This is a genomic window from Pedobacter hiemivivus, assembly GCF_005144565.1.
In the GTDB taxonomy this organism is placed as follows: domain Bacteria; phylum Bacteroidota; class Bacteroidia; order Sphingobacteriales; family Sphingobacteriaceae; genus Pedobacter; species Pedobacter hiemivivus.
In genome coordinates this window covers 248,029-272,920 of sequence record NZ_SWDX01000003.1, presented here as the reverse complement: position 1 = coordinate 272,920, position 24,892 = coordinate 248,029, and the positions used below count along the sequence as shown (strand labels likewise).

The 24,892-nt window shown below is 38.6% G+C and carries 24 protein-coding genes; 12 read left to right on the top strand and 12 right to left on the bottom strand.

The annotated features are described in order from the left end of the window. Positions 1-25 precede the first annotated feature (25 nt). On the top strand, positions 26-1,186 hold the full coding sequence (locus FBD94_RS08310; RefSeq protein ID WP_136879865.1) for an ATP-binding protein: 1,161 nt from the start codon (positions 26-28) through the stop codon (positions 1,184-1,186). A 17-nt stretch (positions 1,187-1,203) separates the two neighbouring features. On the opposite strand, the gene FBD94_RS08305 is transcribed toward FBD94_RS08310, so the two are convergent. The 5 genes from FBD94_RS08305 to FBD94_RS08285 form a co-directional block, all read right to left on the bottom strand. Then, the gene (locus FBD94_RS08305; RefSeq protein ID WP_136879864.1) at positions 1,204-2,187 is read right to left on the bottom strand and encodes a PorP/SprF family type IX secretion system membrane protein; all 984 of its coding nucleotides are present in this window, start codon (positions 2,185-2,187) and stop codon (positions 1,204-1,206) included. Between the two features lies 1 nt (position 2,188). Next, the gene (locus tag FBD94_RS08300) at positions 2,189-3,139 is read right to left on the bottom strand and encodes a T9SS type B sorting domain-containing protein (RefSeq protein ID WP_136879863.1); all 951 of its coding nucleotides are present in this window, start codon (positions 3,137-3,139) and stop codon (positions 2,189-2,191) included. 18 nt (positions 3,140-3,157) lie between these two features. After that, positions 3,158-3,922 (bottom strand): hypothetical protein, encoded by a 765-nt coding sequence (locus FBD94_RS08295; protein ID WP_136879862.1) that lies wholly within the window; start codon positions 3,920-3,922, stop codon positions 3,158-3,160. A 27-nt stretch (positions 3,923-3,949) separates the two neighbouring features. Beyond that, positions 3,950-5,620, bottom strand: coding sequence for an immunoglobulin domain-containing protein (locus FBD94_RS08290; protein ID WP_169472252.1), 1,671 nt, complete (start codon positions 5,618-5,620; stop codon positions 3,950-3,952). A 403-nt stretch (positions 5,621-6,023) separates the two neighbouring features. Continuing rightward, the gene (locus tag FBD94_RS08285; protein ID WP_136879860.1) at positions 6,024-7,490 is read right to left on the bottom strand and encodes an aminotransferase-like domain-containing protein; all 1,467 of its coding nucleotides are present in this window, start codon (positions 7,488-7,490) and stop codon (positions 6,024-6,026) included. A 141-nt stretch (positions 7,491-7,631) separates the two neighbouring features. Here FBD94_RS08285 and FBD94_RS26590 point away from each other — a divergent pair, with 141 nt between their 5' ends. The 8 genes from FBD94_RS26590 (at position 7,632) to FBD94_RS08245 (ending at position 12,687) form a co-directional block, all read left to right on the top strand. Further along, the gene (locus tag FBD94_RS26590) at positions 7,632-8,114 is read left to right on the top strand and encodes a MauE/DoxX family redox-associated membrane protein (protein WP_136879859.1); all 483 of its coding nucleotides are present in this window, start codon (positions 7,632-7,634) and stop codon (positions 8,112-8,114) included. Beyond that, on the top strand, positions 8,068-9,048 hold the full coding sequence (locus FBD94_RS08275; protein ID WP_136879858.1) for a helix-turn-helix transcriptional regulator: 981 nt from the start codon (positions 8,068-8,070) through the stop codon (positions 9,046-9,048). Before FBD94_RS26590 ends, FBD94_RS08275 begins: the two co-directional genes overlap by 47 nt. Before the next feature lie 160 nt (positions 9,049-9,208). Then, positions 9,209-9,859 (top strand): Crp/Fnr family transcriptional regulator, encoded by a 651-nt coding sequence (locus tag FBD94_RS08270; RefSeq protein WP_136879857.1) that lies wholly within the window; start codon positions 9,209-9,211, stop codon positions 9,857-9,859. 104 nt (positions 9,860-9,963) lie between these two features. Then, a complete protein-coding gene (locus FBD94_RS08265; RefSeq protein ID WP_136879856.1) occupies positions 9,964-10,323 on the top strand; it encodes a hypothetical protein in 360 nt (119 codons plus the stop codon). 150 nt (positions 10,324-10,473) lie between these two features. After that, on the top strand, positions 10,474-10,962 hold the full coding sequence (locus FBD94_RS08260) for a MauE/DoxX family redox-associated membrane protein (RefSeq protein WP_136879855.1): 489 nt from the start codon (positions 10,474-10,476) through the stop codon (positions 10,960-10,962). Between the two features lie 93 nt (positions 10,963-11,055). Beyond that, the gene (locus tag FBD94_RS08255; protein ID WP_136879854.1) at positions 11,056-11,283 is read left to right on the top strand and encodes a hypothetical protein; all 228 of its coding nucleotides are present in this window, start codon (positions 11,056-11,058) and stop codon (positions 11,281-11,283) included. Positions 11,284-11,345: 62 nt separating this feature from the next. After that, positions 11,346-11,579 (top strand): hypothetical protein, encoded by a 234-nt coding sequence (locus tag FBD94_RS08250; RefSeq protein WP_136879853.1) that lies wholly within the window; start codon positions 11,346-11,348, stop codon positions 11,577-11,579. Between the two features lie 49 nt (positions 11,580-11,628). Continuing rightward, positions 11,629-12,687 (top strand): hypothetical protein, encoded by a 1,059-nt coding sequence (locus tag FBD94_RS08245; RefSeq protein WP_136879852.1) that lies wholly within the window; start codon positions 11,629-11,631, stop codon positions 12,685-12,687. Here the strand turns inward: FBD94_RS08245 and FBD94_RS08240 are convergent. From FBD94_RS08240 to FBD94_RS08220, 5 genes are all read right to left on the bottom strand, one after another. Beyond that, positions 12,679-14,187, bottom strand: a complete 1,509-nt coding sequence (locus tag FBD94_RS08240; RefSeq protein WP_136879851.1) for a TlpA family protein disulfide reductase — start codon at positions 14,185-14,187, stop codon at positions 12,679-12,681. The two genes, FBD94_RS08245 and FBD94_RS08240, sit on opposite strands and share 9 nt — an antisense overlap. Before the next feature lie 220 nt (positions 14,188-14,407). Continuing rightward, positions 14,408-15,787, bottom strand: coding sequence for a RagB/SusD family nutrient uptake outer membrane protein (locus FBD94_RS08235; protein ID WP_136879850.1), 1,380 nt, complete (start codon positions 15,785-15,787; stop codon positions 14,408-14,410). Positions 15,788-15,797: 10 nt separating this feature from the next. Then, on the bottom strand, positions 15,798-19,103 hold the full coding sequence (locus FBD94_RS08230) for a SusC/RagA family TonB-linked outer membrane protein (RefSeq protein ID WP_136879849.1): 3,306 nt from the start codon (positions 19,101-19,103) through the stop codon (positions 15,798-15,800). Between the two features lie 207 nt (positions 19,104-19,310). Continuing rightward, positions 19,311-20,417: a FecR family protein gene (locus FBD94_RS08225; protein ID WP_136879848.1), complete on the bottom strand. Its 1,107-nt coding sequence runs from the start codon at positions 20,415-20,417 to the stop codon at positions 19,311-19,313. Positions 20,418-20,478: 61 nt separating this feature from the next. After that, entirely contained in the window at positions 20,479-21,075 is a 597-nt protein-coding gene (locus FBD94_RS08220; RefSeq protein ID WP_136879847.1) for an RNA polymerase sigma-70 factor, read from the bottom strand. Positions 21,076-21,714: 639 nt separating this feature from the next. Between FBD94_RS08220 and FBD94_RS08215 the strand changes: the two genes are divergently transcribed. Continuing rightward, positions 21,715-22,077 (top strand): helix-turn-helix transcriptional regulator, encoded by a 363-nt coding sequence (locus FBD94_RS08215; RefSeq protein WP_136879846.1) that lies wholly within the window; start codon positions 21,715-21,717, stop codon positions 22,075-22,077. 54 nt (positions 22,078-22,131) lie between these two features. Here FBD94_RS08215 and FBD94_RS08210 read toward each other — a convergent pair whose 3' ends face one another. Both FBD94_RS08210 and FBD94_RS08205 read right to left on the bottom strand, forming a co-directional pair. Beyond that, the gene (locus tag FBD94_RS08210) at positions 22,132-23,355 is read right to left on the bottom strand and encodes a FecR family protein (protein WP_136879845.1); all 1,224 of its coding nucleotides are present in this window, start codon (positions 23,353-23,355) and stop codon (positions 22,132-22,134) included. 48 nt (positions 23,356-23,403) lie between these two features. Continuing rightward, positions 23,404-23,979 carry an RNA polymerase sigma factor gene (locus tag FBD94_RS08205; RefSeq protein WP_136879844.1) on the bottom strand — a complete coding sequence of 192 codons (576 nt, stop codon included), beginning with the start codon at positions 23,977-23,979 and terminating at the stop codon, positions 23,404-23,406. Positions 23,980-24,207: 228 nt separating this feature from the next. Here FBD94_RS08205 and FBD94_RS25905 point away from each other — a divergent pair, with 228 nt between their 5' ends. Both FBD94_RS25905 and FBD94_RS08200 read left to right on the top strand, forming a co-directional pair. Then, positions 24,208-24,384, top strand: a complete 177-nt coding sequence (locus tag FBD94_RS25905; RefSeq protein ID WP_169472250.1) for a hypothetical protein — start codon at positions 24,208-24,210, stop codon at positions 24,382-24,384. A gap of 45 nt (positions 24,385-24,429) precedes the next feature. After that, positions 24,430-24,879, top strand: a complete 450-nt coding sequence (locus tag FBD94_RS08200) for a DinB family protein (protein WP_136879843.1) — start codon at positions 24,430-24,432, stop codon at positions 24,877-24,879. The last annotated feature ends 13 nt before the right edge of the window (positions 24,880-24,892 follow it).

Genomic DNA, 24,892 nt, shown 5'->3' with positions numbered 1-24,892 from the left:
TACATAGTAATAAATTTATTGTCAAATGAAAAATAGTTTAGGAAATCCCGCCAGAGGTGAGGCTTTTTACCCTCGTGAGAAAGAAATTAGAAAGATTTATCGTGTATTGAATGCTGGAACCAGTATTTACCTCTCCGCTCCTCGTAGGGTAGGTAAAACTTCAATACTTAGATATATAGAGGAGTTTCCTGAAGAAAATTTCCATTCCATATATGTCATAACTGAAGATCTTGAATCGCAAAACGACTTTTTTAAAGTGATTTTTGAAGAATTAATAAAGAGTGAGGCGATAAATCGTCTTGCCAAGGTGTCTGCCGCCGTTAAAGATACGATAGCTAGTATTTTAGGGAGGGTAAAACAATTTTACAATGTTGAGCTGAGGGATGGATGTGAAACTGATTATTATGAAATTCTTACTGAATTATTTTCCAGTATAAAAAAGGAGCCAGGAAATCTAGTGATATTGATAGATGAATTTCCTCAAACAATTCAGAATATTCTGAATAAGGAAGGTGTTCGACCCGCCGAGCAATTTATCCAGAAAAATAGAGTATTGCGTCATCACAAGCATGTACTGGATAAGGTAAGGTTTATTTATACTGGTTCATTGTCATTGTATCCTATAATTGAGAAGGTAACTTCACTAACAGCTGTAAATGATCTTATGACTGTGGAAGTTGAGCCTTTGCCATACGAACAGGCTATCGATTTTATGTCCAGACTTTTGGAAACTGATGGAGTCAATATTGAAAGAAGTTTATTGGATTATATTTTAAATAAAATAGGTTGGCTTATTCCTTTTCATTTGCAATTGATTGAACGAGAGATTGTAGATATTTACAAATCAAATGGAAACGTTGTAGACGAAAAGTCTATTGATCTGGCATTTGATCAGGTCGTGCATATAAAAAACAAATCGCAATTTAAACCCTATTTTGAACGATTGGCTAGATTATTTAGGGGGAATGAATACGAATTTGTTTCTGAGATATTGCAGTATGTTGCTGTTAATGATTTGATTAATCTTGATGTATTGAATGGTAAAGCCCTAAAATACAACCTGGATATTGTAGACAAAACTATGGAGATGTTGGAAGGCGATGGTTATTTATTAAAATCTAAAGACGAGTATCGCTACGCTTCTCCAATGTTAAAGTTATGGTGGCAAAAGCACATTTGTAAATAGTTCGTATGATGGAGAATCTAAAAATCATAGCACCTTAACCCCCTGTTTCTTCTCGAGTCTTTACGGTTGATGTAAAATCCAGCGGATATTTCATGGCTGCCGGAATTGTAATCGCGTAACTTGTTAAGCGAGTAATCGTAGGCGTAACCGATCCGGATATTTTGACTGGTGTAAACCTCCAGAATTGCGCCAATTGCATTTTGCTTCGTCAAGCCAGTTTGTAAGTAGTCTTTTTTGTAAAAGTCAAAGGAAGTTCTGTAAAAGCCACCAATCCAAACCCTTTCTTTGAGCAATACAAAAGCATTCAAATCTACAGACGAAGGACCATTGGTGTCATCTTTAACCAATAATACCGGTTTTAGGCGCACATCCTCACTTAAAGGAAACATGGCTCCTGCGGTAAAGTAGAAGTGTGGCTGCGGAACCGGCACCATCATATTCTGCGTATTCGTTTTTGCCATATATTTTGCCAGCACATTGGTTACCGATAAACCAGCGAAATAGGTTTTATTGGTATAATAAATTCCAAAACGTGCATCAGGTACCGTATTGGTTTGTGAACCTACAGGAATCAGCTCATCACCCGGTCGATAACCTTCCAGCTTATTGCCATCCAGTCCAAGTTGCAGCAATCCAGCTGCTATTCCGAAAGCAAGTTGAGAAGCTTCATCGTCGCCCAGCCTGATGCGGTAGGCATAGTTTGCATAAGCTGTGAGGTAACTTTGAGCACCCAGCTGATCATTAGCGAGGATCAGACCTAAGCCTACTCTGCCGTCATTAAAAGCGCCATCAGCAGCAACCGAAAAACTTTTGGGTGCACCATTAATACCATCCCATTGAGATCGGTAAAAAGACTGGATGTAAATATCATCCTTATACCCCGCATAAGCAGGGTTAATGTGTAGGCCATTAAACAGGTACTGGGTAAACTGACTGTCCTGTTGTGCCTTTGCACTAAATAGGAAGCTGGAAATAAAAAGCAGGAGTATAATTTTCTTCATATTATTTGCTTCTAAGCATCGTGACAAATCCTTTATACACTTCCCATTTGTTGCCTGCTGTTTTTACTTTTAGCAAGTAGAAATAGGTGCCCTCGGTAAGCCCTGTAGCTGCCCAATCGCCCTGGTAACCTTTCTTTTCGTAAACCGTACCACCCCAGCGATTCACTATAGTCAACTCGTTGGCCTCATAAAACTCTAGTCCCGGTATGACGAAGGTGTCATTTAAGCCATCTCCGTTAGGCGTAAACACATTGGGTACAATGATACCTACAATTGATTTGCTGTCGGTAGAAGTGTTGTTTTGCAGGTTAGGATCAGTTTCCTGTGCGGTTACCGTAGCCGTATTTCTGATGATGCCAGATTTTATGGCTTTTACTTTGATCTTCAGGTCGGCCATTTGCCCATTATTTAACTGATCGATTTCCCATAAAATGGTCTTCGTACCCAGGTTATATCGCGCCAATCCCAATAGCGGATTCATCATCTCCTCGAAAATGAGTTCCTCAGGTAAAACATCCTGTACTTTTAAAAGTGTAGCATCGCCAACTCCATTATTTTTAACCTGTATCAGGTATTCGAAAGTTTGGTTGATGGTTATAGATCTGGACTCCGAGTTTTTATTGATCATCAGATCAGCGGTCAGCAAGGATGTGGGGGAGATGTTTACGATTACCGGATCGGAGATGTCCGACGCGCAGCCGGCAGCATTAAACGACACTACTTTGTAAGTTCCTGCAAGTAATATTGTGTAATCAGCAGAAGTAGCGCCAGTAATGGCAACATCATCTTTTAACCATTGATAGGAAACCGCATTAACAGAATTGGCTTTAGCTTTAAGTGAAGCTCCACGCGGGAGGTTTACTGTTTGGCTCGAACCATTGGATTGCGCAAAGCCTGCCGTTGCGCTAAGCAACAGCAGACTGGTTACGAAACCTTGTTTTCTGTTAAACATGAATACGTTTTAATCTTTTTAGTTAAATGTGATGGTCGGTGTAGCCGGTTTAGGTGAAACAGTAATCGCCGACGACGCTCCTGATGATTTTACACAACCTAGCGCATCTCCGGATTTTAATTGCCCGGCAGCAACAGCGTATTTAATGGAAGCTGTTAATACATACGAACCTGCAGTAGCAAGGTTGTTTAGTGTAAACGTATTTGCAGTTTGAGTCCCGATAGTTGTGATATCCGCTACCGCAACCGTATTTTTTGTCGCTGTCCAGCTGTACACATAGCTCACGTCAGTCAGTAAAGCATTAATGGTTGTTGCAGTTGCCGTTAGTGTCGAAGCTTGGATCGTTGGATGTGAGCCGCCCTCGCAGAAGGTACTTTGCGAAGGACTTCCCAATGTTACTGATGCATCTGGTAAATTATAGAGGGCAAGTGCTGGCGATACATCTCCAGAACAGCTTGCAGTTGCTGTTTTTATAAAAACTTTATAACGATGTTCACCATCACTTAAACCTGATCCGCCTACTTGAAAATCAGGTGCAATGCCATCTGTTACGACCGTAAGTTCTGTTGCCGTATTCATTGGCGCATCTGCTGTTGAAAATTCTTGCCAAACAACCTTATCTCCGGCTTTTAATGTTCCTGTAGTTGTTGCATCAGGTTTTAAGATGGCTGTTCCATCCCCGCAGAGATAAAGCGGGAATGTTTGTGCCCATGCGCCGATAGGTAATACAAACAATACGAATGCGATGGTTAACAGTCTGAAAGTGGTAATTTTCGTTTTCATAATTTAAGGTTTAAGAGTTTTATTTAATTAGTTTATGGATACAAAAGGAGTTGGAGGTTTGGGATGGAGGGTGATCACAATTTCATTGCTATTTGCTGTGCAGCTTACTCCATTAAGGGTAGTTGTTGCTATTCGTTTGTAATAAGTATTTTGGTTGAGGTTTGCACTTTCGGTAAAAGTGGCGCCTGTTGCACCGCTGATATTGGCGTAATGGGTATTGTCGTTGGATGATTTTTGCCACTGATAAGTAATGACCGCTCCTATAGCGGTAGAGGTCGCAGCTACACCGGTAAAAGCCGCGGGTTGAGTTCCAGAACAGATGGTTTGTCCGGCAGCAATGCTTCCTGGGACTATGGTATTGACAACAACTGTAGCGGGGACCCTTTCTGATTCTCCAGCGCAGCCAATTATAGCCTGGGCTACATAAATCGTATCTGGGGCAGTTAGATTGGCTGTGGTGTATGAATTTCCTGGTACCCAGGTTCCACCGGTAGCATTTTTGTACCACCTAAGTTCATTTCCTGAGGCTGGGGCATTAGGTGTGAAAGTTGCGGTGTTGCCGGAGCAAATGGTGATATTTTGGAGGGAAGGGGCTGTGAAGGTAGGTTTAGCAGGAGTGATCTGAACCTCATAGAGATTTAGTGATCCAGAAACATTTAAGAGTGAGCCCATTGATACGTTAATACGGTCAAACTGTCCTCCGGGTGGCAGAAAGGTTAGCGTAGATATTTTTCCGGATTGCAGTAGGCCGAGGAGATCTGTACCCTGAAGTAAGGCACTTACACTAATTGCACCAACTGAAGTAGCTCCGTTAAAAGCCTCTATCTGAAGGTTTCCTAATAGACCGACAGCGACTAAAGCCTGTGGTACGGATAAGGTAACTGTGGCAGCTTCTCCAACTTTCGAAAGATGATATAGATTGATGGACTCTATTAGTGTTGCACCGAGGCCAATTCCTGCATTAAAGCTTGAATATGTGGATAGGTTTCCATCAATGGCATTATCTGGATTATTGATAGAACTCAGTAATGATACCCCAGTAAAGTTTATTGCGGTTGATTTGGCTGGATTACATGTTGGATCAAACATATAAACATCGTATACGTCTGCTTGTGTAGTTGCAGGATTTCCCGTGGCTAAACCAGTATCACCTGTTGTTACCAGAATTTTTATGGATGTAAAATCAGCTGTAACAGGAAATACATAATAGCCATCAGCATTAGTTGCTAATGTTGACAATGCGAATGCGGAACCCGCAGATGTGGCCCCATTAAAACCTTGTATGGTTACCTGTGATTTAGGGTCGGCTCCTACTAAGACTACAGAGTTTGAAGGGCTGATTTTTAAAAAGACCTGATCACCTATTTTAGGCGAAATTGTTCCTGTAAAATTTAAGGTTAAGTAAGAAGTACTTGATTTACCAGCTCCCCCACCAATCCCTGTTCCGTTGGTACCACTTGCAGCCTTAACAGCAGCAAAATTCGTAGTGTAATTTGTATCGTTAAGGTCAGCCGGAGTGGATGTGCTATGGGTTCCCAGGGCTCCTTGACTGCCTCCAATGCCAGCTGTACCAGCAGCTCCATTAGTACCACCTGTGTTGGCCGGATATGGGCCAACATATTCCGCTCTAACTTTAGCATACTGCCCCTTAACCTGTCCCATACCGGCAACCATTACTATCAAGATCAATAGTAGCATCGCGCAGCTGGCGGATATTTGGTTGAGTCTGAACGAGAGCCTGGACATAACGTTAAAGCTAGGCTGATCAGAACCCTTTCAGTCCGTTCATCTTGTTCAGTCTTTAGCTGAAGCTCCGATTCTAGTCAAAGGTAATCTATTTCACCTCTAATTAACAGCTGTTAACCGGACGTTACCCGGATACTACGCGGCTCCACCCGAGTAGTGTCCGAGTAATGTCCGAGTAACGTCCGGGTAATGTCCGGGTATATGGAGGTAGCTAACTGCTTTTATGCAGTTAACTAAAAAGAAAACTTTAGCATTGCCTCGGTCGTCATCCTGCGCACACGAAAAAGCCGTGTCATACAAATGATACGGCTCTCTTAAGAAAAAAATATGATGACGAACGCCTAAACAAAATCGGTTATTTCGGGTGTAAACCCGAAATGATCTGCCCAAGCAAGGTTGCCCCGCCTAAGGCTTCATCGATGTCAAAAGCGCCAAAGCCCAACATCATATGATTTAGTTTCTCTTTGGTTTTCTGATGGTTTGGATGGTAAGGAACAGGAACACCCATTTCCTCTAGTTTATCCAGCACCATATTCAGGTCAATTACCTCATCAAACTTCAGCCAAAAGGTTAAGCCATTTTGAGGGACCTGGTACTCGATATGTTTTTCCAAATGGTCCTTAAGGATCTTGTGTAACTGATCCCGATAAACCCTCGATTTTAGTCTGATGTCACGGGCGTACTCTAACATATCGCCATTGGTGATCATTTTGGCGATCGCCCGCTCTCTAATCACATCCCTATGCTCGATAGATTGCTTGGGTAGCAATTGCATGTCAGCAATAAACTGAGTAGGTGCTACAACCAACCTAAGCGCACTTGTTTCCGGACTGGCTTTACTTAAGGCGCCCATATAAATTACAAAACCACCATGGCGGCGGCTCGCCAATGCTCTAAAAGGATACTTACCGTACCAAAACTCATGATCGTCTTCCTCTTCAATAAGGCATATCTTGTATTTCTTTGCCAATTCAATTAGCCTATTACAAGCTGATTCGCTTAATGAATAGCTTTCTGGATAGCTGCATTGTGGACGAATGTGTATCGCCCTTACTTTTGTGTTTTGAAGCAATTGTTCCAGCCTTTCTAAAAAGTCGTCATGCTTACGATCTATGATCTGAACCTTTGCACCGCATTTCTCCAGGGCTATCGCCAGTTTTAAATCGAAAGGAGCAGTGTTTACCACCACATCGCCGGGGGTAATGAGGCATTTGAATACGCGGTCCAGACTGCTTTTTCTGCCATGAATAACCGTCAGCATGTCTTGGTTTAAACCAAAGCCTCGCTTACGGTTTAAATTGTCTATCACCGCTGCTCTTAATTCTTTACTGTCAAAAGCAGCAAAAAACTCGGCCTGAGTCAAACCTTTGCTTTCTACCAGCAAAGGAACATAATAGGATAATAATTTTTCATCAGGGAAGGAGGCCGGACTTGGAAAGTCGGAGCCGACCCCACTAAAGGGTTCCGCGATTTTTTTCGGCTCCGCATTTTTATTTTTAACAGGCATACCTGCCGAAAAGCGTTCTGTGAAACCAGATTCTTCGTGGATAAGATTTTCGGTAGGATTGTGCTTTGAAATGGAAGTTGCCGAACCAGGATTACTGGTTAGCCAATAGGTATCTACAAGCTTGGTGTAGGCTCTTCTCACAGAGCTTTCGCCAACCTTGTTTAGCTTGGCCAGCGCCCGGTAGGAGGGAATAAAATCCCCTGCCATCAGATCACCTGAGGTAACGGCCTGAATAATGAAATCTATAATTTGGCTAGTACATTTGGTCTTATCTAAACCCGGAATAAGCCAATCAATGGAATATTTATTTTTCATGGTTTGAAAGCGTTTTTAAGAGCGTATTTGGTTGTTAAACAAATGTAAACTAAAAGATTATAAAAAAGAAGAACAAAAGTGAGTTCAGTAAAAATCGTATAAGTGAGTTCATATAATTTCATTTTCACTCCTGATCTTTATATGGTTTTTAAATTTCCAGACATTATGAATCACTATAACAAGACTACCCAATTGGTTGCCTATCTTTTTGGATTGCTCTTTATGCTAATAGCAGAGATCCAATTTATGCATATGGATAAATTCGAGGCTCAGCTTGCGGAGTTTCCCATTTTGTCTTCTTTTTCTTTAGCATTATCCTGGCTTATTCCTATAATTGAAATTGCCATTGCTGTATTGTTGTTTAGGCGAAAAACGAAGCTGCTCGGACTTTATATCACGAGCTTTTGGTTTGTATTTTTTTCTTTTTATATTATGTTTTTATTAAATGCCAGCACCTATATCCCTTGTGCTTGTGGTCATTCATTTCTTACTATGAGCTGGGTAAACCAGTTATTGTTTAATACAGTCTGCATATTGATTTCTGCAGCTGCTCTCGCTTTTAATAAACCTAATACCTATGCACTCTCATGTCAAACTCGATTTACAACCCATTATCACAATTGATTTATCTTCAGATGGGCTACAAAAATTAAGCGCTTTCCCATTAAAGCTGGGCGACGCTAGTTATTTAACCTTGGATGAGGGCACCTTGCTCATTCAATCTATGGATCATTACCTGGTTCATATTCACTTATATGAATATAAAATAGAAAAACATGCATTGGTAGATGTAGAAGTTACCGCGCCTTCTTTTTTTATGGTTGCTTCGCTGGACGGCTGTTCTATACTTTACAACGAGGACGACGAAGTGATCTCAGAAGTTTTTGGTAACTCCTGCAGATTGGTTTACCTCAAAGCAGGCAAATATAAATGCAGTATCATGTGTGGCGAACACCAGGTACAGGTTTTAAACATCTGGCCAGAATGGCTAATTAAGAAATACGGTGCACTCGAAGAGTTGCGCGAGCTTATTACCAGTTATAACGAGGGCGAATTGGAATGCCTTAGCTTACCCGGGTTTAGTATCGGACATCAGGTATATACTGGCCTCAGGACATTGAATAAAGGAATTGGGGTAAGAGATTTAGATAATGACATGCATACTTTTGTAAATGACTGCATCAGCAGATATCTGGTCAAATTACATGATAGCATTCGCCAGGCAAAAAGCCAGGAGCTTAAGGCCAGGGAAATTGGTGAATTTGTAACTGCAAATTTTGCCAATAAAATTGTTGGCGATGAGCCCGCTCTGGCCAGCCACTTTATGATCTCTACGACGATGTTGGTCCGGCTGGCCAAACTTTACTTCGGCAGACCCTTACATCAACAGGTGATAGAGTTGCGTGCGCACCATGGTTTAAAAATGCTTTTAGCCACTCAACTTACCGTACAAGAGATCGCTGTAAGCGTTGGTTACGAGGACGCAAATTATTTTAGTCGTGCTTTTAAAAAGAGATTTGGCATTACGCCAAATGAAGTCCGAATTTGTGTGATATAGCTCAGGGAGGAGTAGCATTTTTCTTGCACGAGGGGTAGCTTAAAATTACTGCATTTTGCCAGAAAAATCCAGATGAACTTAAAAGAATAGTCACGAATTTTGAGTTATTACGATATTTTGGTTACCAGTAGTTTATTGAAATCTTTTTAATCAGGAATATATGATACCATTTCAGAATGAATCAAACAAAGACAGATTAGAACGGATCATCAGGAATGAAATTCTACCTAAATTAGAATCAATTGTTGGCGCTCAACTCTCAGAATTTGTCGATTTACTGTTGCAAAGCAGTAAATTAAAAAACTTTGCTAAAGATCAATACCTCGAAGAAAGCAGATCTTTCGAAGATGGGAAATTGTTCTACATTATTAGCGGCATTGCCCGCACCTTTTATTATGATACTTCTAGCGATAAACCGATCATTTCCAGAATCTGGAAAAAGCATGATGTAATATTTGATGTCAACAGTTTTCAGAATGAAGAGGAACGTGTGGAAACTGTTCAGATGCTGGAGGAAGGGGAGCTACTAACTATAGATTATTACAGCTTAAAAAACTTATTGAATACTTTCCCAAAAATGATTTCCTGTGTGCTGTGTCTTCAGGCAGAACGTGAAAAGTATGCGATGTTCTATCAGCGCTTGTTAAAGTTGAGTGTGGAAGATCGGGTTCGCTTGTATCTCAATGATAATCCTACCTTAAGTAATAGGATTAGTCAGGATTGTATTGCTACACATCTTGGAGTTTCCAGGTGTAAGTTTAGTAATGCTTATGCATTATATAAACAGCATAGAAACAGGCAGCTAGCCTAATGTTTTAAATGTTACAATTGTAACACTAGTTTGTTACAATTGTAACAAACTATCCTTCAAAAGCCCCTTACATTTGGTATAACAAAACGCTAATACTCAAAACTATGAACGCTGATAAAACGATCCATTTCCAGAAGCCAAATAGCTGTGATGTGATGGATGAGCAGCAGAGTTCGTATTACATTACACTTGAACAAACGAGTACTACGCCGAGAGATATTTTTATGTGTGAATACCACAATGATGAAGAAGATATTAAAAACGAAGAACACAACATTTGCTTTTATGGTGGAGCAGAGAGTTATCATGGTTTGTTTATTTCGAAGGTATTTGCAGATACGGAGGCACAGGCTTTGAAAAGAGCAATTAAAATAAGGAATGAGGCGATTGCAAAAGGAGAGTGGGGCTTGGCTTGGGAAAGACATAAGTTACAGCAATCGCGATTCAATAAAAAAAGTAGCTAATACAAATGAAACCAAATTATATACAGTTTTTACTCTAAGAAAGGCCGTGGGCTAATCTGATGGACTATTAGTCCAGGTCTTTTCTTCGATTCTGAGATTGACGTTAGGGAAAGATGGATGACGAAGCGTTTGAATAATTAAAATTTACAAATGACTAAGATTCTAAAAATGGAAACAACGATGAACAAAAAATCAAAAGGTTGGTTTTCGGATAAAACTAAAAGAACTATTGTTGACATAATAATCTATTTGTATGTACTCCTGTTTTTGTATGCCGCAACAAGTAAGCTAATGGAGTATGATAAATTCCAACTTCAGATAAGTAAATCGCCAATCATCACAGACTATGCGTATATATTGGTTTGGATGGTTCCAGCCCTGGAAATTATCATCTCTATTATGCTGATCATTAATAGAACAGTGATGCTGGGATTATATGCTGCTTTTGGCTTGATGTCTTTATTTACCGCTTATATCTATACGATTTTAAACTTTACCGATTCTATTCCCTGCAGTTGTGGCGGTGTATTGGAAAAGCTTGGCTGGACAGAGCATTTAATATTCAACATCGCATTTATAGCCCTAGCATTAATTGGAATTTTAATGCAAGCAAAAATTATAGAAAAAAAGGCGACATAAGCCTTACAAAAATATTCATTGGCCAATAGAATCAGGGAAAGCCGAAATCCTGTAACCGAAATAGTAGGCATTAAATTTTCAAAATATAAAATTATGAAAAAATTATTCTTTACCGCTTTAGTAGCTGTAGTAGCTGTAAGCGGAGCTCATGCAACAAGTCTTTGGTTAGATAATAGCCAAGGAGCCGCTGACTTTATTTGTGATGGTGGTATTCCTGATTGCTCAGCTAAATTTGGAAGTCAGACTGTTTACACGCAACCAGGTGCTTCTGGAAGCCAAGGCACATCAACTCAGATTTCTATTTACAACTATTCATTGTAATCAAGGGGAATGGGTCAAGCAATTATACTTGGCCCATTTCTTTAATCAGAAAAATAAATAAAATGAAAAAATTATTCTTTACCGCTTTAGTAGCTTTAGTAGCTATAAGCGGAGCTCATGCAACAAGTCTTTGGTTATCTGGAAATTGGTATCCAACTCCTGACTTTATTTGTGAGGGTGGGATTCCTGATTGCTCAATTAAAAATGGTGGAGATGTCTTCATTTACGAAATGCCAGGCGGCGCTGGATGGCAAGGTCCTGGAAAAATGCTTTCTGAATACTCTTTTCAGCTTTAATTAAGGGGAATATCACTTGTTCTCAATTAACTACCTAGCATATTAGAAAATGAAAAAGAATCTCCTTTATATTTTGGCAGTCATCATAGTGTCTTTTACAATCATTCTATCCATTCATGGTTTCAATCAAAACAATGAAAACAATGGGTTCACTAGAATAATTAAAGAACAGCATATAAAGTTCACAAAAGCCTATCAACTGCCTCCTACGGTATTCTATTTTGCGGGTATTTCACCAACAGAATTACATCTTAAAAATTTGAATGATCCTTCGGGTCTGTATTTAATTGACTTTGCTCTTTCAAAATTAAAGTGGAGAAACTTAAAGTTATCGACAGGTCTAAAAGCTGCACCTAAACAAGTAACCATTAGCGTAAGGGACACCACAATAGCCGTTACTGATGATCTATCAGGAAACTTAACACTCATTTCTAAAATTACAGGAAAAGGCCGAAAATTCAAAGGTCCTGAAATCTGGATAAACCAGACCAGTTTAATTTCAGGATCTTCTTTAATTGGTAAAAATCTTTTAATAAAAGGAGAGCAGCCTCAAAGGCAATTGGTTAAAATTAACTATCTTAAAGGTAAAGTGAAATCTACCTATCAGATTGAAAAACAAACAGATGGATTCTTTTGCACTGACGGATATCTACAATTTGACCAAATGCATTCAAAGTTGTTTTACATGTATTTTTACCGTGGAGAATTCCTTTGCCTGGACACTAACATGAAACTGCTTTATAAAAGTAAAACCATTGATACGGTAACCACTGCAGTTGTTAAGGCAGCCAAAGTCACTAAAAATAAAGTAAATACCTTTACTCAGTCCACGCCTCCAAATGCAGTTAACCGAGTTTATACCTTATGCAAAAACGAATTATACATTGCTTCATTATTAAAAGCAGATAATGAGCAAACATCTAATTTTAAAGAAAATCAGATTATTGACGTCTACAATATGGATAGCGGAAAATACCAGTACAGTTTTTATCTCCCAAAATACAATGGCGTTAAACTAAGAGATTTTAGAATAAGTGGAAATTTAATATTTGCTATTTATGGCACTTTGATAGTCAGATATGAATTAGATCCGTTACTATTAACGTAGTGCAGAATTTTCTTTTGATTTAAATGGAGTTTGCTTTAATGCGATTCTGATTTGATCCAGCAGATCTTTGAGGTCAGGTGACTCTCTAAAAAAGACTTTACCATTTTTATCCATACCCATTATAAAAGGGAGACCTTGTATGTCATAAAATTTAGCAAAAGGATGGTCTAAGCTTAAATTCCCCGTGCTTACATTAAGATATTCCGGTGAGGTATACAACCCACTATTTATGCCATCCTGCCATTTTTCCTTAGTCTTATCGGTACCTATAGAAAGATAAACAAAATCTTTCTCATCTTTTAAAAAAGGTAAAATTTCTTTTTTAAATCTTTTATGAAAGTCTGCACAGAATCCGCATCCTATATTCCACATATCAATTAATACTACCTTCCCTTTTAAAGACGAAAGACTTACGGTTTTGCCATTTAAATCTATAAATGAAGCTTCAAACACCTTTTCACCAACCACCATTCTAAGCCGATAATGAAATCGTTTTTTTAATTCGGGACTAACTACAAGTTTTTCTCCCTCACGCATTAAAGAATCAAAGCTGGAATTATCAAATTGCATACCCTTGATCAATCCCCTGCGCCCCAGAAATAGATTAGTTAATAAAATATCTCTAATATGACCCGAATAATTATTTTTTAATATATGATAGAATGATTCCAGCGTAAAAACAGGTGAATTAATCTCCATACCTCTTGCTAGTAGACCAGGCAATTCTAACAAATACACAGAGCATAAATCCATTACCGGGTCTACCGGATGACTAAATTCCAGCCGATTCCTATTAAAACTTTCTTTTAAAATTTGACGAGACTGATCATCCTTAGCCCAACCTAGTTCTGCATGATGCTCAAGTACCCATGAAGAATAAATTTGCCCATTTTCATATTTAACTAATTTTTGCATTTTTTGATCCAATCCAGAATTTTCAATTAAATGGATCTGTTTTCTTTCAAAGTCCCTTGTAAGCTTTTCAATGTAAATAAGTCTTGTTCTTAAATCATTGTAAACTTTGCGTGATTTTATATATTCATCAGTATATTCCTTGTGTATTTTGTCCAGCTGATTCGCTATATTATATTTTTCTGAACCATAACCGGAAAAGACTGCAGTACTATAGCCCTCGCCTTTAAAAAGGTTAATATAAATGGAATCAAAAGGTTCAAAAAATCGGTGATCAAATATCATTTCGTTTTGATTTTTCCGACGTATATATATCCGGAACAGGGAAGGCTTGGTGTATTTTGGCAAATTGAAACTAAAATTCCCATGCTCATCCGTTACTAATCGTATAGCTCCTGCAGCTGAACTTCCTCCGGTAAAAGAGGGCGCCCAATAGGTGATAAGCAAAGAATCAAAACTGCTCTTGAAATTCCCAGGTAATTTCACAGATCCACGAAAGGTAGGGTGTCCATCTTTTGATTGTGCAAATGCATTTGCCGATATAGCGAAAAATATAGCTATTATTATGATTTTTTTAAGATTTTTCATCAATATATAATTGTTTTTTAATGGTGATGAAGCTATCGTGATTTATGATTGCGCTTTGATAATCCTGATGGCTTCCTATTGAATTACATTTAAATTAATGGGCGGCACTAATACTTAACTATTGGAAAAACACTAGGCATTGGTACCGGTGGTTGTTACTAAAAGCCCTTTAATTGCTAATGTTAAACTTTAAAACGTGCTAATGCAACTGTTACATTGCCTAATAACCACTATTTGGTGTGATATTTCGGTTACGACTAATTTCCACATACGGGATTGGATAAAGCACATAATCAGGCTTCCAATTAGGCTTTATCGGAGCTAAAACGGCAGTCGATTTACCATTACGTTTTAGATCAAGCCAGCGATCTCCCCATTCTGAGAACAGCTCAACCCTACGTTCTTTTTGAATGGCGATGAGTAAATTTTCCTTACTGATTCCAGGGTTAATTACTTTCATTAGTGGAATACCAGCCCTATTTCTAATGGCATCCAGATCATCTATGGCAGCTATGAGGTTATTTTGTCGAGCTCTTGCCTCAGATCTGATCAGAAACTGTTCGGCTAAACGAAATACGGTGGTATATTCTGATACAGTTGCAGACGACTTCACTTTATATTTAAAAGGATAATAGTAAGTTGTACCATTGGCTAAAATACTTTTCACCCATGCAGGCTTTCTTGCATCATTCGATTCAAAAGCTTGCTCAGCAAAATCAGCCCTTAAGGATACAAATGTGGGTGGAACAACTCCTGTAAGTATTAAAAAAGCTCCAGCTGGCGTATTTGTACCGGCTGCTGGCATCAGTTGCCAGATCGTCTCCAGGCTGTTGCTTAAAAAAATCTGATCAAGACCAACCAATTTATAGGCGCTGTTTTTTTCAAGAATAAATGTTGAATACTTTTCAGCGTTCGCCCAATCTCCTAAATATAAATAAGTTCTGGCCAATAATGCATGTACTGTTGCTTTGTTGGGTCTTACCCTGCCAGTACTTGCATAGTTATCCTGTAAACATAATTCAGCCGCTTTAAGATCTTTAATGATCTGATCATAAATTTCATTTACTGGCCTCCGCACAGCTTTGCTGTTCAATTGATAATCAGTTGAAAGATGCAACGGAACAGGGCCATAAAGATTCACTAAATAGAAATAATTAAATGCTCTGATAAAATAGGCTTCTCCTTGAAGTTGAATCTTTACAGGCGGGGTTATTCCGCCTTCTAGCTCCAAGCCTTCAAGTATAGCGTTCGCATCATAAATTCGCTTATATGATGAAGTCCACAAGTCATTGGTTATGGAAACTTCGGGACTGATTTGATTTTCAAATACCAACTTAAGATTGGTCTGGTATCCGATGAATTCATCAGCACTTAGAGCACATATAGTTGAAATACTTCCTGCATCCCCTGAAGCGAAACCTAGTGCTGCCATTTGTTGATAAATACCCAATATAGCGGAGGTTGCCAGATCATTACTTTTAAAAACTGTCGCAGGAATCAGACTGTTTTTAGGAGGATCTATTTCAATAAACTTTTTGCAGGAAAATAAAGTTCCTAAACCAGTGACCATTACAATCACAAAAAAATAAATGCGTTTCATATGTCTAAGTTTATATTGTCAGTTTTATTCCCAGCATAAATGTCCTAAGCGGCGGAAGTCTCAATAGTATCTGATTTTCGGGGTCAAGTCCCTTATACTTGGTTAAAGTAAATACATTTTGCCCCTGGAGATTAATCTGCACATCCTTAATTTTAATTTTAGAAAGCCATTGTTTTGGGACACTATAGCTTAAGGATATACTTTTAAGCCGGGCAAATGAATTATCTGAAAATCTTTGGCTGCCAAAATCACCAAGGCTAGTATTTGAACTATTAACAGTGCTGAATTTTGGGAAAGCCATCTGATCTCCAGGTTTTTGCCAACGATCTAATACTACCGTAGGGTTATTAGCACCTAAACCACCTGTAAATATTCCTCCCGGTTTAGTTATTACACTTGTACCGGTTTGCTTAGTAAATGAAATCAAAAAATCTAGATTCAATTGTTTGTAACGAACATTACTGGTTAATCCTCCATAGAAAATTTGTCCTAAAAATTTATTTAAATACAAATCAGCATCATTTCTTAAACCATTCCCATCCCTATCTTCGTAAGTATAGGAGCCGGTTTGCTTGTCAACCATCACATTATAATATCTGTACACAGAGAGCGGTTGTCCTATAACCAGTGTTGAATTACCAGAATTAGCAAAATCAGGATATGAAACCAATTTATTTTTAGGTATGCTGAGATTAAAACCCAGTGTCCAATTCCAATCGTTTTGGTTTAATATCTTGCATGAAGCTTCAAATTCCCAACCCCTATTTAGAACCGTTGCAGGCAAATTAGCCTGTATAGAGCTAGCACCCACACTTGGCGGCAACGGACTCGATAACAACTGATTAGAGGATACATTTCTGAAATAAGCAATTTCTACATTAATCCTATCTTTCAAAAATCCTAGCTGAAGTGCCACCTCAGCCTTTTTATTGGTTTCCCAACCATAATCCGAGTTCGCTATCCTTGATGTAATAATTGATGGGCTTCCCTGATAGCTTGAATTACTTAAATACAATTGCAAATACCCATAATCAAGTATCTGATCGTTCCCGGTTATACCATAACTCCCCCTCAACTTACCGAAACTTAAAAAAGATAAATTATTTTTGAGAAACTTTTCCTCTGAAAATATCCAGGCCGCTCCTATAGCCCCAAAATTAGCAAACTGCTTTCCTGGCCCAAACTTACTTGAAGCATCTCTTCTGCCTGTTACATTAAGAATATACTTATCAAGTAAATTATAGTTAAGCCTTGCTAATAATGCTGCATATTTATATGTTGTAAAAGTTGATTCAGGAATGCTAAATGTAGTAGCAGATTGAATATTTTCCATGACCTCATCACTACTAAAATTTGAGGCAGTAATATTGCGAATTTCGGCAGTATTTTCCTGAAAGCTCATGCCCGCTAAAGCATTCAAACTTCCGCCGCCTAATTTTATCCTATAATTTAGCTGTGGTTCAACTATCCAACTATTGTTAAAGGTATTTCCAAATTGGGTTGATCGGCTGGTAGAAGCAGGATTTGTAGCAGGATTAAGCAGTGTGATTGGGCGTTTAGCTAACTCTTCCCTTTTTATAGTAGTATAGCCCATGGAAGTTTTTAAAACCAGGTTCTTTAAGATGCGATAACTTAGATTTGCATTAGCGACCATATTAGCTGTAGTTGCATCGATTGTTCCTAACAAAACAGCCCCTGGATTTAGAATTAAGGTCCCATTGTTAAAAGTCCAACTTAAATTCCCATATTGGTCATATAAATCCGGAGCGTTAGGTGCATAAGAAATAAAGCTTGTCAGTTCTGATGTTGTAAGGTTACTAGTCGATTGAGAATAGTTTGCTGTGAAACTTGCATTAAACCGACTTTCTGGTGTTCCAAAATTGATATTGGCATGAGCTCCGCCTCTTTTAAAGCCAAGATCACCTGGAAAAACCGTTCCTTCATTATAATAATTCCCACCAATTATATAATTGCTTGACTTATTCCCGCCGGAAATATTTAAACCTGCACTGGTTATATCTGCTTTACCCCCAATAAATACTTCCTGCCAATCTGTGTACTTATTTTGATCCCATATTCCATTTAAATCATAATCTGTTGCGCTTGGTGTTAGTCCATCATTTTTAAAGGCTTCCCTGCGCATATTAAGGTATTGCTCTGTGTTCATTTGCTCCAACTGGTGGCCAACCTCGCTAAAGCCGTGTGAAACATTCGCATTTACCTTGACGTCTCCCTGCGATCCTTTTTTTGTCGTAATTAGTATTACACCATTTGCTCCTCTTGATCCGTATATTGCCGTCGCATCCGCATCTTTTAGGACTTCAATACTTTCAATATCATTAGGATTAATCATACTTAAAGGATTTACCCCTTGAGTGATGGCCTGAGAATTTTGTGTATTGATGCGAATGGACGGAAACGGGACTCCATCAACAATATAAAACGGATCATTGCCAATCGCAGAGGAAACACTATTTCTTCCTCTTATCTGAACCTTAAAGCCACCACCTGGAATGCCAGTTAGCTGGGTAATTTCCAACCCCGGAACTCTATTTTGCAAAGCCATCAAGGGATTGTTAATAGCTTGTTTTTCTATTGTTGAACTTGTAACTCTAGATATTGATCCAGTACGCTCTCTTTCTGTTACTCTATAATATCCCGCATTAATTTCTACCTCCTTCAACTTATCTGTGCTGGGCGTTAATTTAATAGTTGCTATATTTTTAGCGGCGTTTACTTCCCGGGTCTCGTAACCTAAAAAAGAGATAACTAGGGTAGCATTTTCATCCACATTTTTTAACAGAAATTCTCCATTAGAATTGGTAGGGGTGGAGGCAGAGCCGCCTTTTACTTTTACAACCGCGCCCACCAGAGGCGTGTTATTTTCATCAAGCACACGGCCACGCACATCAATTGTAGCCAGAGTGCTAATAACCTTATCACGAAAGGCAGGCTCACCCGCTTTAACAACAATGGCCTTTCCTATAATTTGGTAGGTTACGGCGCGTCCATCTAAAACATTATCCATCACTTTATCAAGTGGCGTATTGTAAAAATTTACATCAATAGGCATGTGGGAATTAAGTTTACCTTCGTACCAGATCACATTGTATCCGGTTTGGCGTTTGATTTCTTTAAAGATTTCGCTAATGGTGGCGTTATTTTTATTATAAGTTAGCTTTTGTCCATTCGAGTCTTTTGCACTCAATTGGATTGCTGCTATTAAAATTATAATAATGGTTAGCCGCATTATGAAGAATGTTTTGAGGATGCCGTTCATGAGAGCATCCCTGTTCATGAAATTGATCTTATACATTTCATCGGTTTTATGACAAACGTAGCTTACGATGATTTAAATTTAATTTTGATGATTAAATAAAATTCGCTAAATTCGTTTGTCTGTTTAGTTGATAGTTCGATACTTTTGATTGAATACAGGCTATCGTCGTTTGTGTTTCGTAGACATAAGCGACTTTTTTTTGCCTTATCCGCGCGCGCGTACGCGTACTGAATGGTTGTTTTTTTACTTCATAACAGTGATTCTCCTCCCATTAATTTTAAATTTCACCTCCCCGGTTGCCTCTAAAAGGCATAATACCTGGGAGACTTTTTCGTATTTAGATATAGCCCCACTGAAGGGCTTATCTCCAACTTGTTTATCCGTATATACTACCTCAACATCATACCAGCGTGAGATTTTCTTCATGATACTTTCCAGGCTTTCGCTTGCAAAGCTGAACGATCCATTTTTCCAGTCAATAACATCATCCGCATAAACTGCATGTACAGTAATGCCATTTGCGTCAAATTCAGATTGTTGATTAGGCTTTAGTATTATTTCTTTCCTTACAGCACTTGTAGTAAGAGGGGCAACCTTAACGCTGCCCTCCAACAGGGTTGTGCTTACTGCGAGATCATCGTTATAGGCAGATACATTAAAGTGGGTACCTAGTACCTCAACCCTTTGTTTATCTGTGGTAACAACGAAAGGGTGGTTTTTATCTTTAGCTACCTCGAAATATGCTTCGCCGGATAGTTTAACACTTCGGTATTTTTCTTGCCCTTTTAATGCGGCGTTATAAGTTATACTGGATGAGGCATTAAGCCATGCCTTTGAACCGTCTGGAAGTTGCACTTGATAGGTGCCACCACGAGGAGTGGAGACGGTAAAGGATTGGGCCTGCTCGTTGTTAATGAATGTCCCGTCATTATAGGTCAATTTTGAGGCATCGATGATAATACCGCTTTTTGCATCGCTGAGTTGAATCGTTTTACCGTTTTGCAGCGTTAAAGTTGCCTTGTTGCCACCTGGGTTAATATCGGTAGCAAATTGTATAGGCGCAGGATCAGCTTTTTTAAAGAGGAGCGTAGCAGCAGTACCAATAATTGCTATTGCTGCCGCAGTAAGGAGAATGTTGAGCGGCCAGTTCATTCTTCTGACAATGAGCGCTGTTGAGAGACGTTTAGCTATTTCTCGATTTTGATACCCAAGGTTTCTAGGTCCGTCATCATCATCGTCATTTTCTCTGATGAATTGGTTGTACCACTTTTCAAAAAGGATTTTTTCCCTTCTTGTACAGGTACCTTCTAGGTAATTGTCATACAGCTTTTCAGCTTCTTTTCTTTCCATAATTACAAAAAATAACAATTGGTCTTAGTATAAGGCAATTTGTAATGCCCTTGGTGTACTATTAAGAATAAAAAAAATGAAGAAGGGGGATTAGAAAGGTTGAAATCGTCGCTAACCTGGTTTTGATCATTTTAAGTGCCCTATTGATTTGCTTTTTTATTGTGTTTTCAGAGATCTCCAATTCTTCAGAAATTAGCTTATGAGAAAGATTCGTTTTTCTACTCAATTCAAATACGGTTCTCATTTTTTTCGGAAGCTGATGTATGGCGTCTTCAATGCGCGTAGCCAACTCTTTTGCGATTAAATCTTCGCTCGAGTCAGGATCTGTTTCTTCAAACGCCATTAAAGAGTCTATGTATTTCTCTCTAAGCTTACTTCGCTTGATAACATTTAATATCTTATGCCTAACTGATGAATACAAGTAGGCAGATAAAGTTGATGTGATGGTTATTTCGTCGATCCTGTTCCAGAGATAAATAAATACCTCCTGAACAACATCTCTTGCTTCTTCCTCATCTTTAACCATCTTTCGGGCATGACTAAATAATAAAGCCCAATATCTATCGTAAATAGTTGTAAATGCGAGCCGATCTGCTTCTCTTAAAAGAATAACGAGATCAGCGTCAGAAAGTTGCTTGTAATCGGTCGCCTGGCCCATGTCTTTGAGTCTTTAAATGTGTGTAATACTAGAATGTAATATCCCTATGTTGATATTTAAATCAATAAACCGAATAATAGAAGATTTGGATTCTGTTCATTTTGTTCATTTTGTTCAGGCCGAAACTTTGTTCAAAATAAGAAAGAAAGGGGTAGCTATCTTGGTGTCGATATTCCGCTGATTTCTAAATTAAAGTCGTGTTAAATGCCTGTTAGGTTATTGTTAAGGCAGTTTTGTTCCTGAGTGTTTTTCGCCTTGTTGGCCCTTTAAATGATCGGTCTTTTTGTGCTTGAACAGCGCTTAGCCGCTGCCGTATTGTTCAATAAAGACCTTATCACTATTTAGATTGATTAAACAGTAGTAAAAACATCTATTTCTTTTTAAATGGGATAAAAGCGGTTCTTGGGCAGTTTTCATGGGTTTTTTAGGTAGATTTTCTTCTACAAAACTGTTGTTCATTTTGTGCAATAATGAACAACAGTTGTACCTCGGGGTAAGCTAGAACAGCTTAGAGGTACATGTTGACATAGAACAAATGTAAACATTTAATCTTACATTGGCAAAAATAACTTCATAAAAAATAAAAATAATTACTTTGTAATAGGTGTATATGTTATTTTTTATACAAATATTTGTTTTATGAAGAATAAATTTAAATTATTTGGAGAATTCGTAAGAGAGATTGCCGAAAGAAATAACCTTAGGCCTTCTGACCTTAGTGAATTGATTAATTGCACCAAACAGAACGTTTCGGATATTTATAAACGTAGAAGTATAGACTCTGAGCTGATGTTGATATTGAGCAGAGTGCTGAACTATGACCTTTTTTCCTATTATAATGATGCGGAGCCAATTGCCAGCTTTCGCCAGGCAGAGGCATTAGCGCATCAGGCAGCACTGGATAAGCTGACCGCTGAATTGATGCACAGCACTGAGCTGCTAAAGCAGCAGGATGAAGTCATCAGATTACTAAAGGAGAAAGAGGAGTTCTTGAGAAAATAAAGCCCTGGATCTCCATCCAAGGCCGTATCAACTTTCCCATTTTTCAATTATAACTTATTTCATAACCGTAACCGTTTTTCCATGAACCTTAAATTTGATTGCACCTGTGAGCTGCAGTAAATTCAATACTTCAGAGATATTCGCGTATTTTGTGATGATACCACTAAAAGGCTTACTGCCGAGATTTGGATCAGTATACACTACTTTTACGTCGTACCATCTTGCAATTTTTTTCATAACCTCACTTAAATTATCACTGTCGAAGTTAAACTCGCCATTTTTCCAAGCTAGATCTGCTGCTACATCAGTCTTTTCTACCCTGATAACAGTACCTGAACTGTAGGCTGCTTGTCCTGGTTTAATAGTCACATTTTCTGATGGCGTAGAAACCTTGACCAGCCCCTGGGCTAAAGTTGTTTTGATCAATCCGTCCTCATCGTAACTGTTGATGTTGAAGCGCGTGCCCAATACCGTTATTTCTTGTGTATTGGTTTGTACGATGAACGGTACTTTTCGCGCTCTGCGTTTCATATTTAAAACAGATTGGATTTGCCTAACTTCAAAGTAAGCCTCACCTGATAAATAAACCCGGCGCTCTGGCATATCCTCGAATGTGGAAGGGAACTTAAGTGTTGACCCGGCATTTACCCAAACCTGGGTGCCATCTGGTAAAACGATATTGTATTGTCCCCCAGATGGAGTCATGATGACATTTAAACCTGGGTGGTCTTTTGCATAACTTATTTTGCCTGTAATCTTTGAGGGTAGGGAGTCCATTTTGCCTGTTGCCGAAACCGGATCAGGATTAAATAGGTAAAGGAGTTGCCCATCTGCCTTCTTTATAATTTTTACGTTCTGCTCGCTGGCGATTTCGCCTTCTTTAGCATCAGCTAAATCAATGGTCTTACCATTTGGCAAGGTAAGGGTAGCTTTATTGGAGCCTGGTTTTATATCGTTGACAAGCGCCGCTGTTTTTGTATCTGTTTTTGGAACAATTTCTTCTTTTAAGAAGTAATGAATACCGTATATAAGTGTACAAGCTGCAGCAACACCTGTAAGTGGTTTAAGCCAAGGCATTAATATTTTCTTAACTGACTTTTTCGGCTGCGGCAATAGGCTAAGAACCTCCAGCCTTGCTGCTTCAACTTCTTCAAATGAAATATCGGCTACATCTGTATTGTAGCTAGCATACCAATCGTCGACTAGGCGCTTCTCCTCCTCACTACAAGTGCCTGAAGTGTATTTGAGGAGTAAGTCTTTCGGGTCTTTGTCGTCCATTTTTTATTGTTGTTGTCTTATTGATTAACGTTAAAACGAGGAGGGGTATTAAAATAGGAAGAGGAAATGAAAAAAAATGCTTAATTTTTTTTTAAGTAACCTAATTCCATTGTTTACCTGCTTAGAAACATTGTTTTCGTTGGTGTTTAGCTTCTCGGCGATCTCTGTATAAGTGAGCTGTTCTCTTCTGCTCAATACAAATATGGCCCGCATTTTTTTTGGCATGGCATCGATTTCTTTATTGATCAGGGCATTGAGGTCATTCTCTCTTACCAAGGCATCGGTGCGACTGGTACTCCATATAGTCATGTAGTTTTTTAAGGAGTCCATATACCTTGCTTTCACTTTTTGATGAGAGAAATGATCGAGTATGCGGTTTCTTGTTAAAGTGAACAAGTAGCCGGTCAGGTTCTCGGCGGTTAGCGGCCATTCGCGTCTAACCCAAAGTTTGGTAAAAAGCTCGTGAAGGAGATCTTTAGCCAGGTCCTCATCCTGAAGCTTTTTAACTGCGTGTACATATAGTAGATAAAAATACCTGTTGTAAATTTCGGTGAAAGCTGCATGGTCGGAGGTTTTTAAAAGCCTGACCAGCTCTACATCCGGATATTTTGTATAATCGCTCATATTTATGCTTAGGATTAAATACTAAACCGTTTTGTATGGTGGTAAAACTATAGGAATCGTAACTTTTGCTTTTTGTTCATTGTGTTCATTTTTTAAGCGTAACACCAATGAAATTAATTGTTTAATATATTTGGAAAGTTGATAAATATTGTTGTAAATTAATGAACAATATGAATGTTTGATGTGTTTGACGCTTTCGCCATTTTTACTATAACTAATTTAAAGTATATGGAAAAAAAAGTACTAAACCAAAAGAATCTTCTAGAAAGGATTCAAACAGAAGTAGATGTATTTAAAGGCATCATCGACAAAAGGACGTTGATTGAAGAGAAGTTTAATCAGGTAAATGTAAAGCTTGATGAGTTGAAAGCTGAAGCTGATAGATTGTTCGGTCCCAAGAAATAGTAATATTGATTTTTCTGTTTACTTTTAGTCGATAACTATTTTATTATGCTAAAAGAATCTTTAAAATCACTTTTTACGCGAGATCTGAATAAACTAAAGTCTGAAATTGAACAATACCAGAAAGAGGAGAATTTATGGATTGTAGACAAGGGAATCGCTAATTCTGCGGGTAACCTATGTTTGCACCTGGTTGGAAATTTGAATACGTTTATTGGTGCCGAGCTAGGGAAAACAGGATATGTTAGAAACAGAGAACTGGAGTTCTCTTTAAAGGATGTTCCGAGAGCAGAGTTGCTGGTGAAAGTTGAGGATACGATTAAGGCGGTAAATACGACGCTGGATGGATTATCTGAGGAAGACCTGAGTGGAGATTATCCTTTGGTTAAAATTGTAGCAGGAGGGAGTTCTGTGGGTTTTATGCTGGTGCATTTGAGTATACACTTGGGATATCACCTTGGGCAAATCAATTACCATCGGAGATTACTGGATATTTAAAAGAAAAAGGGGG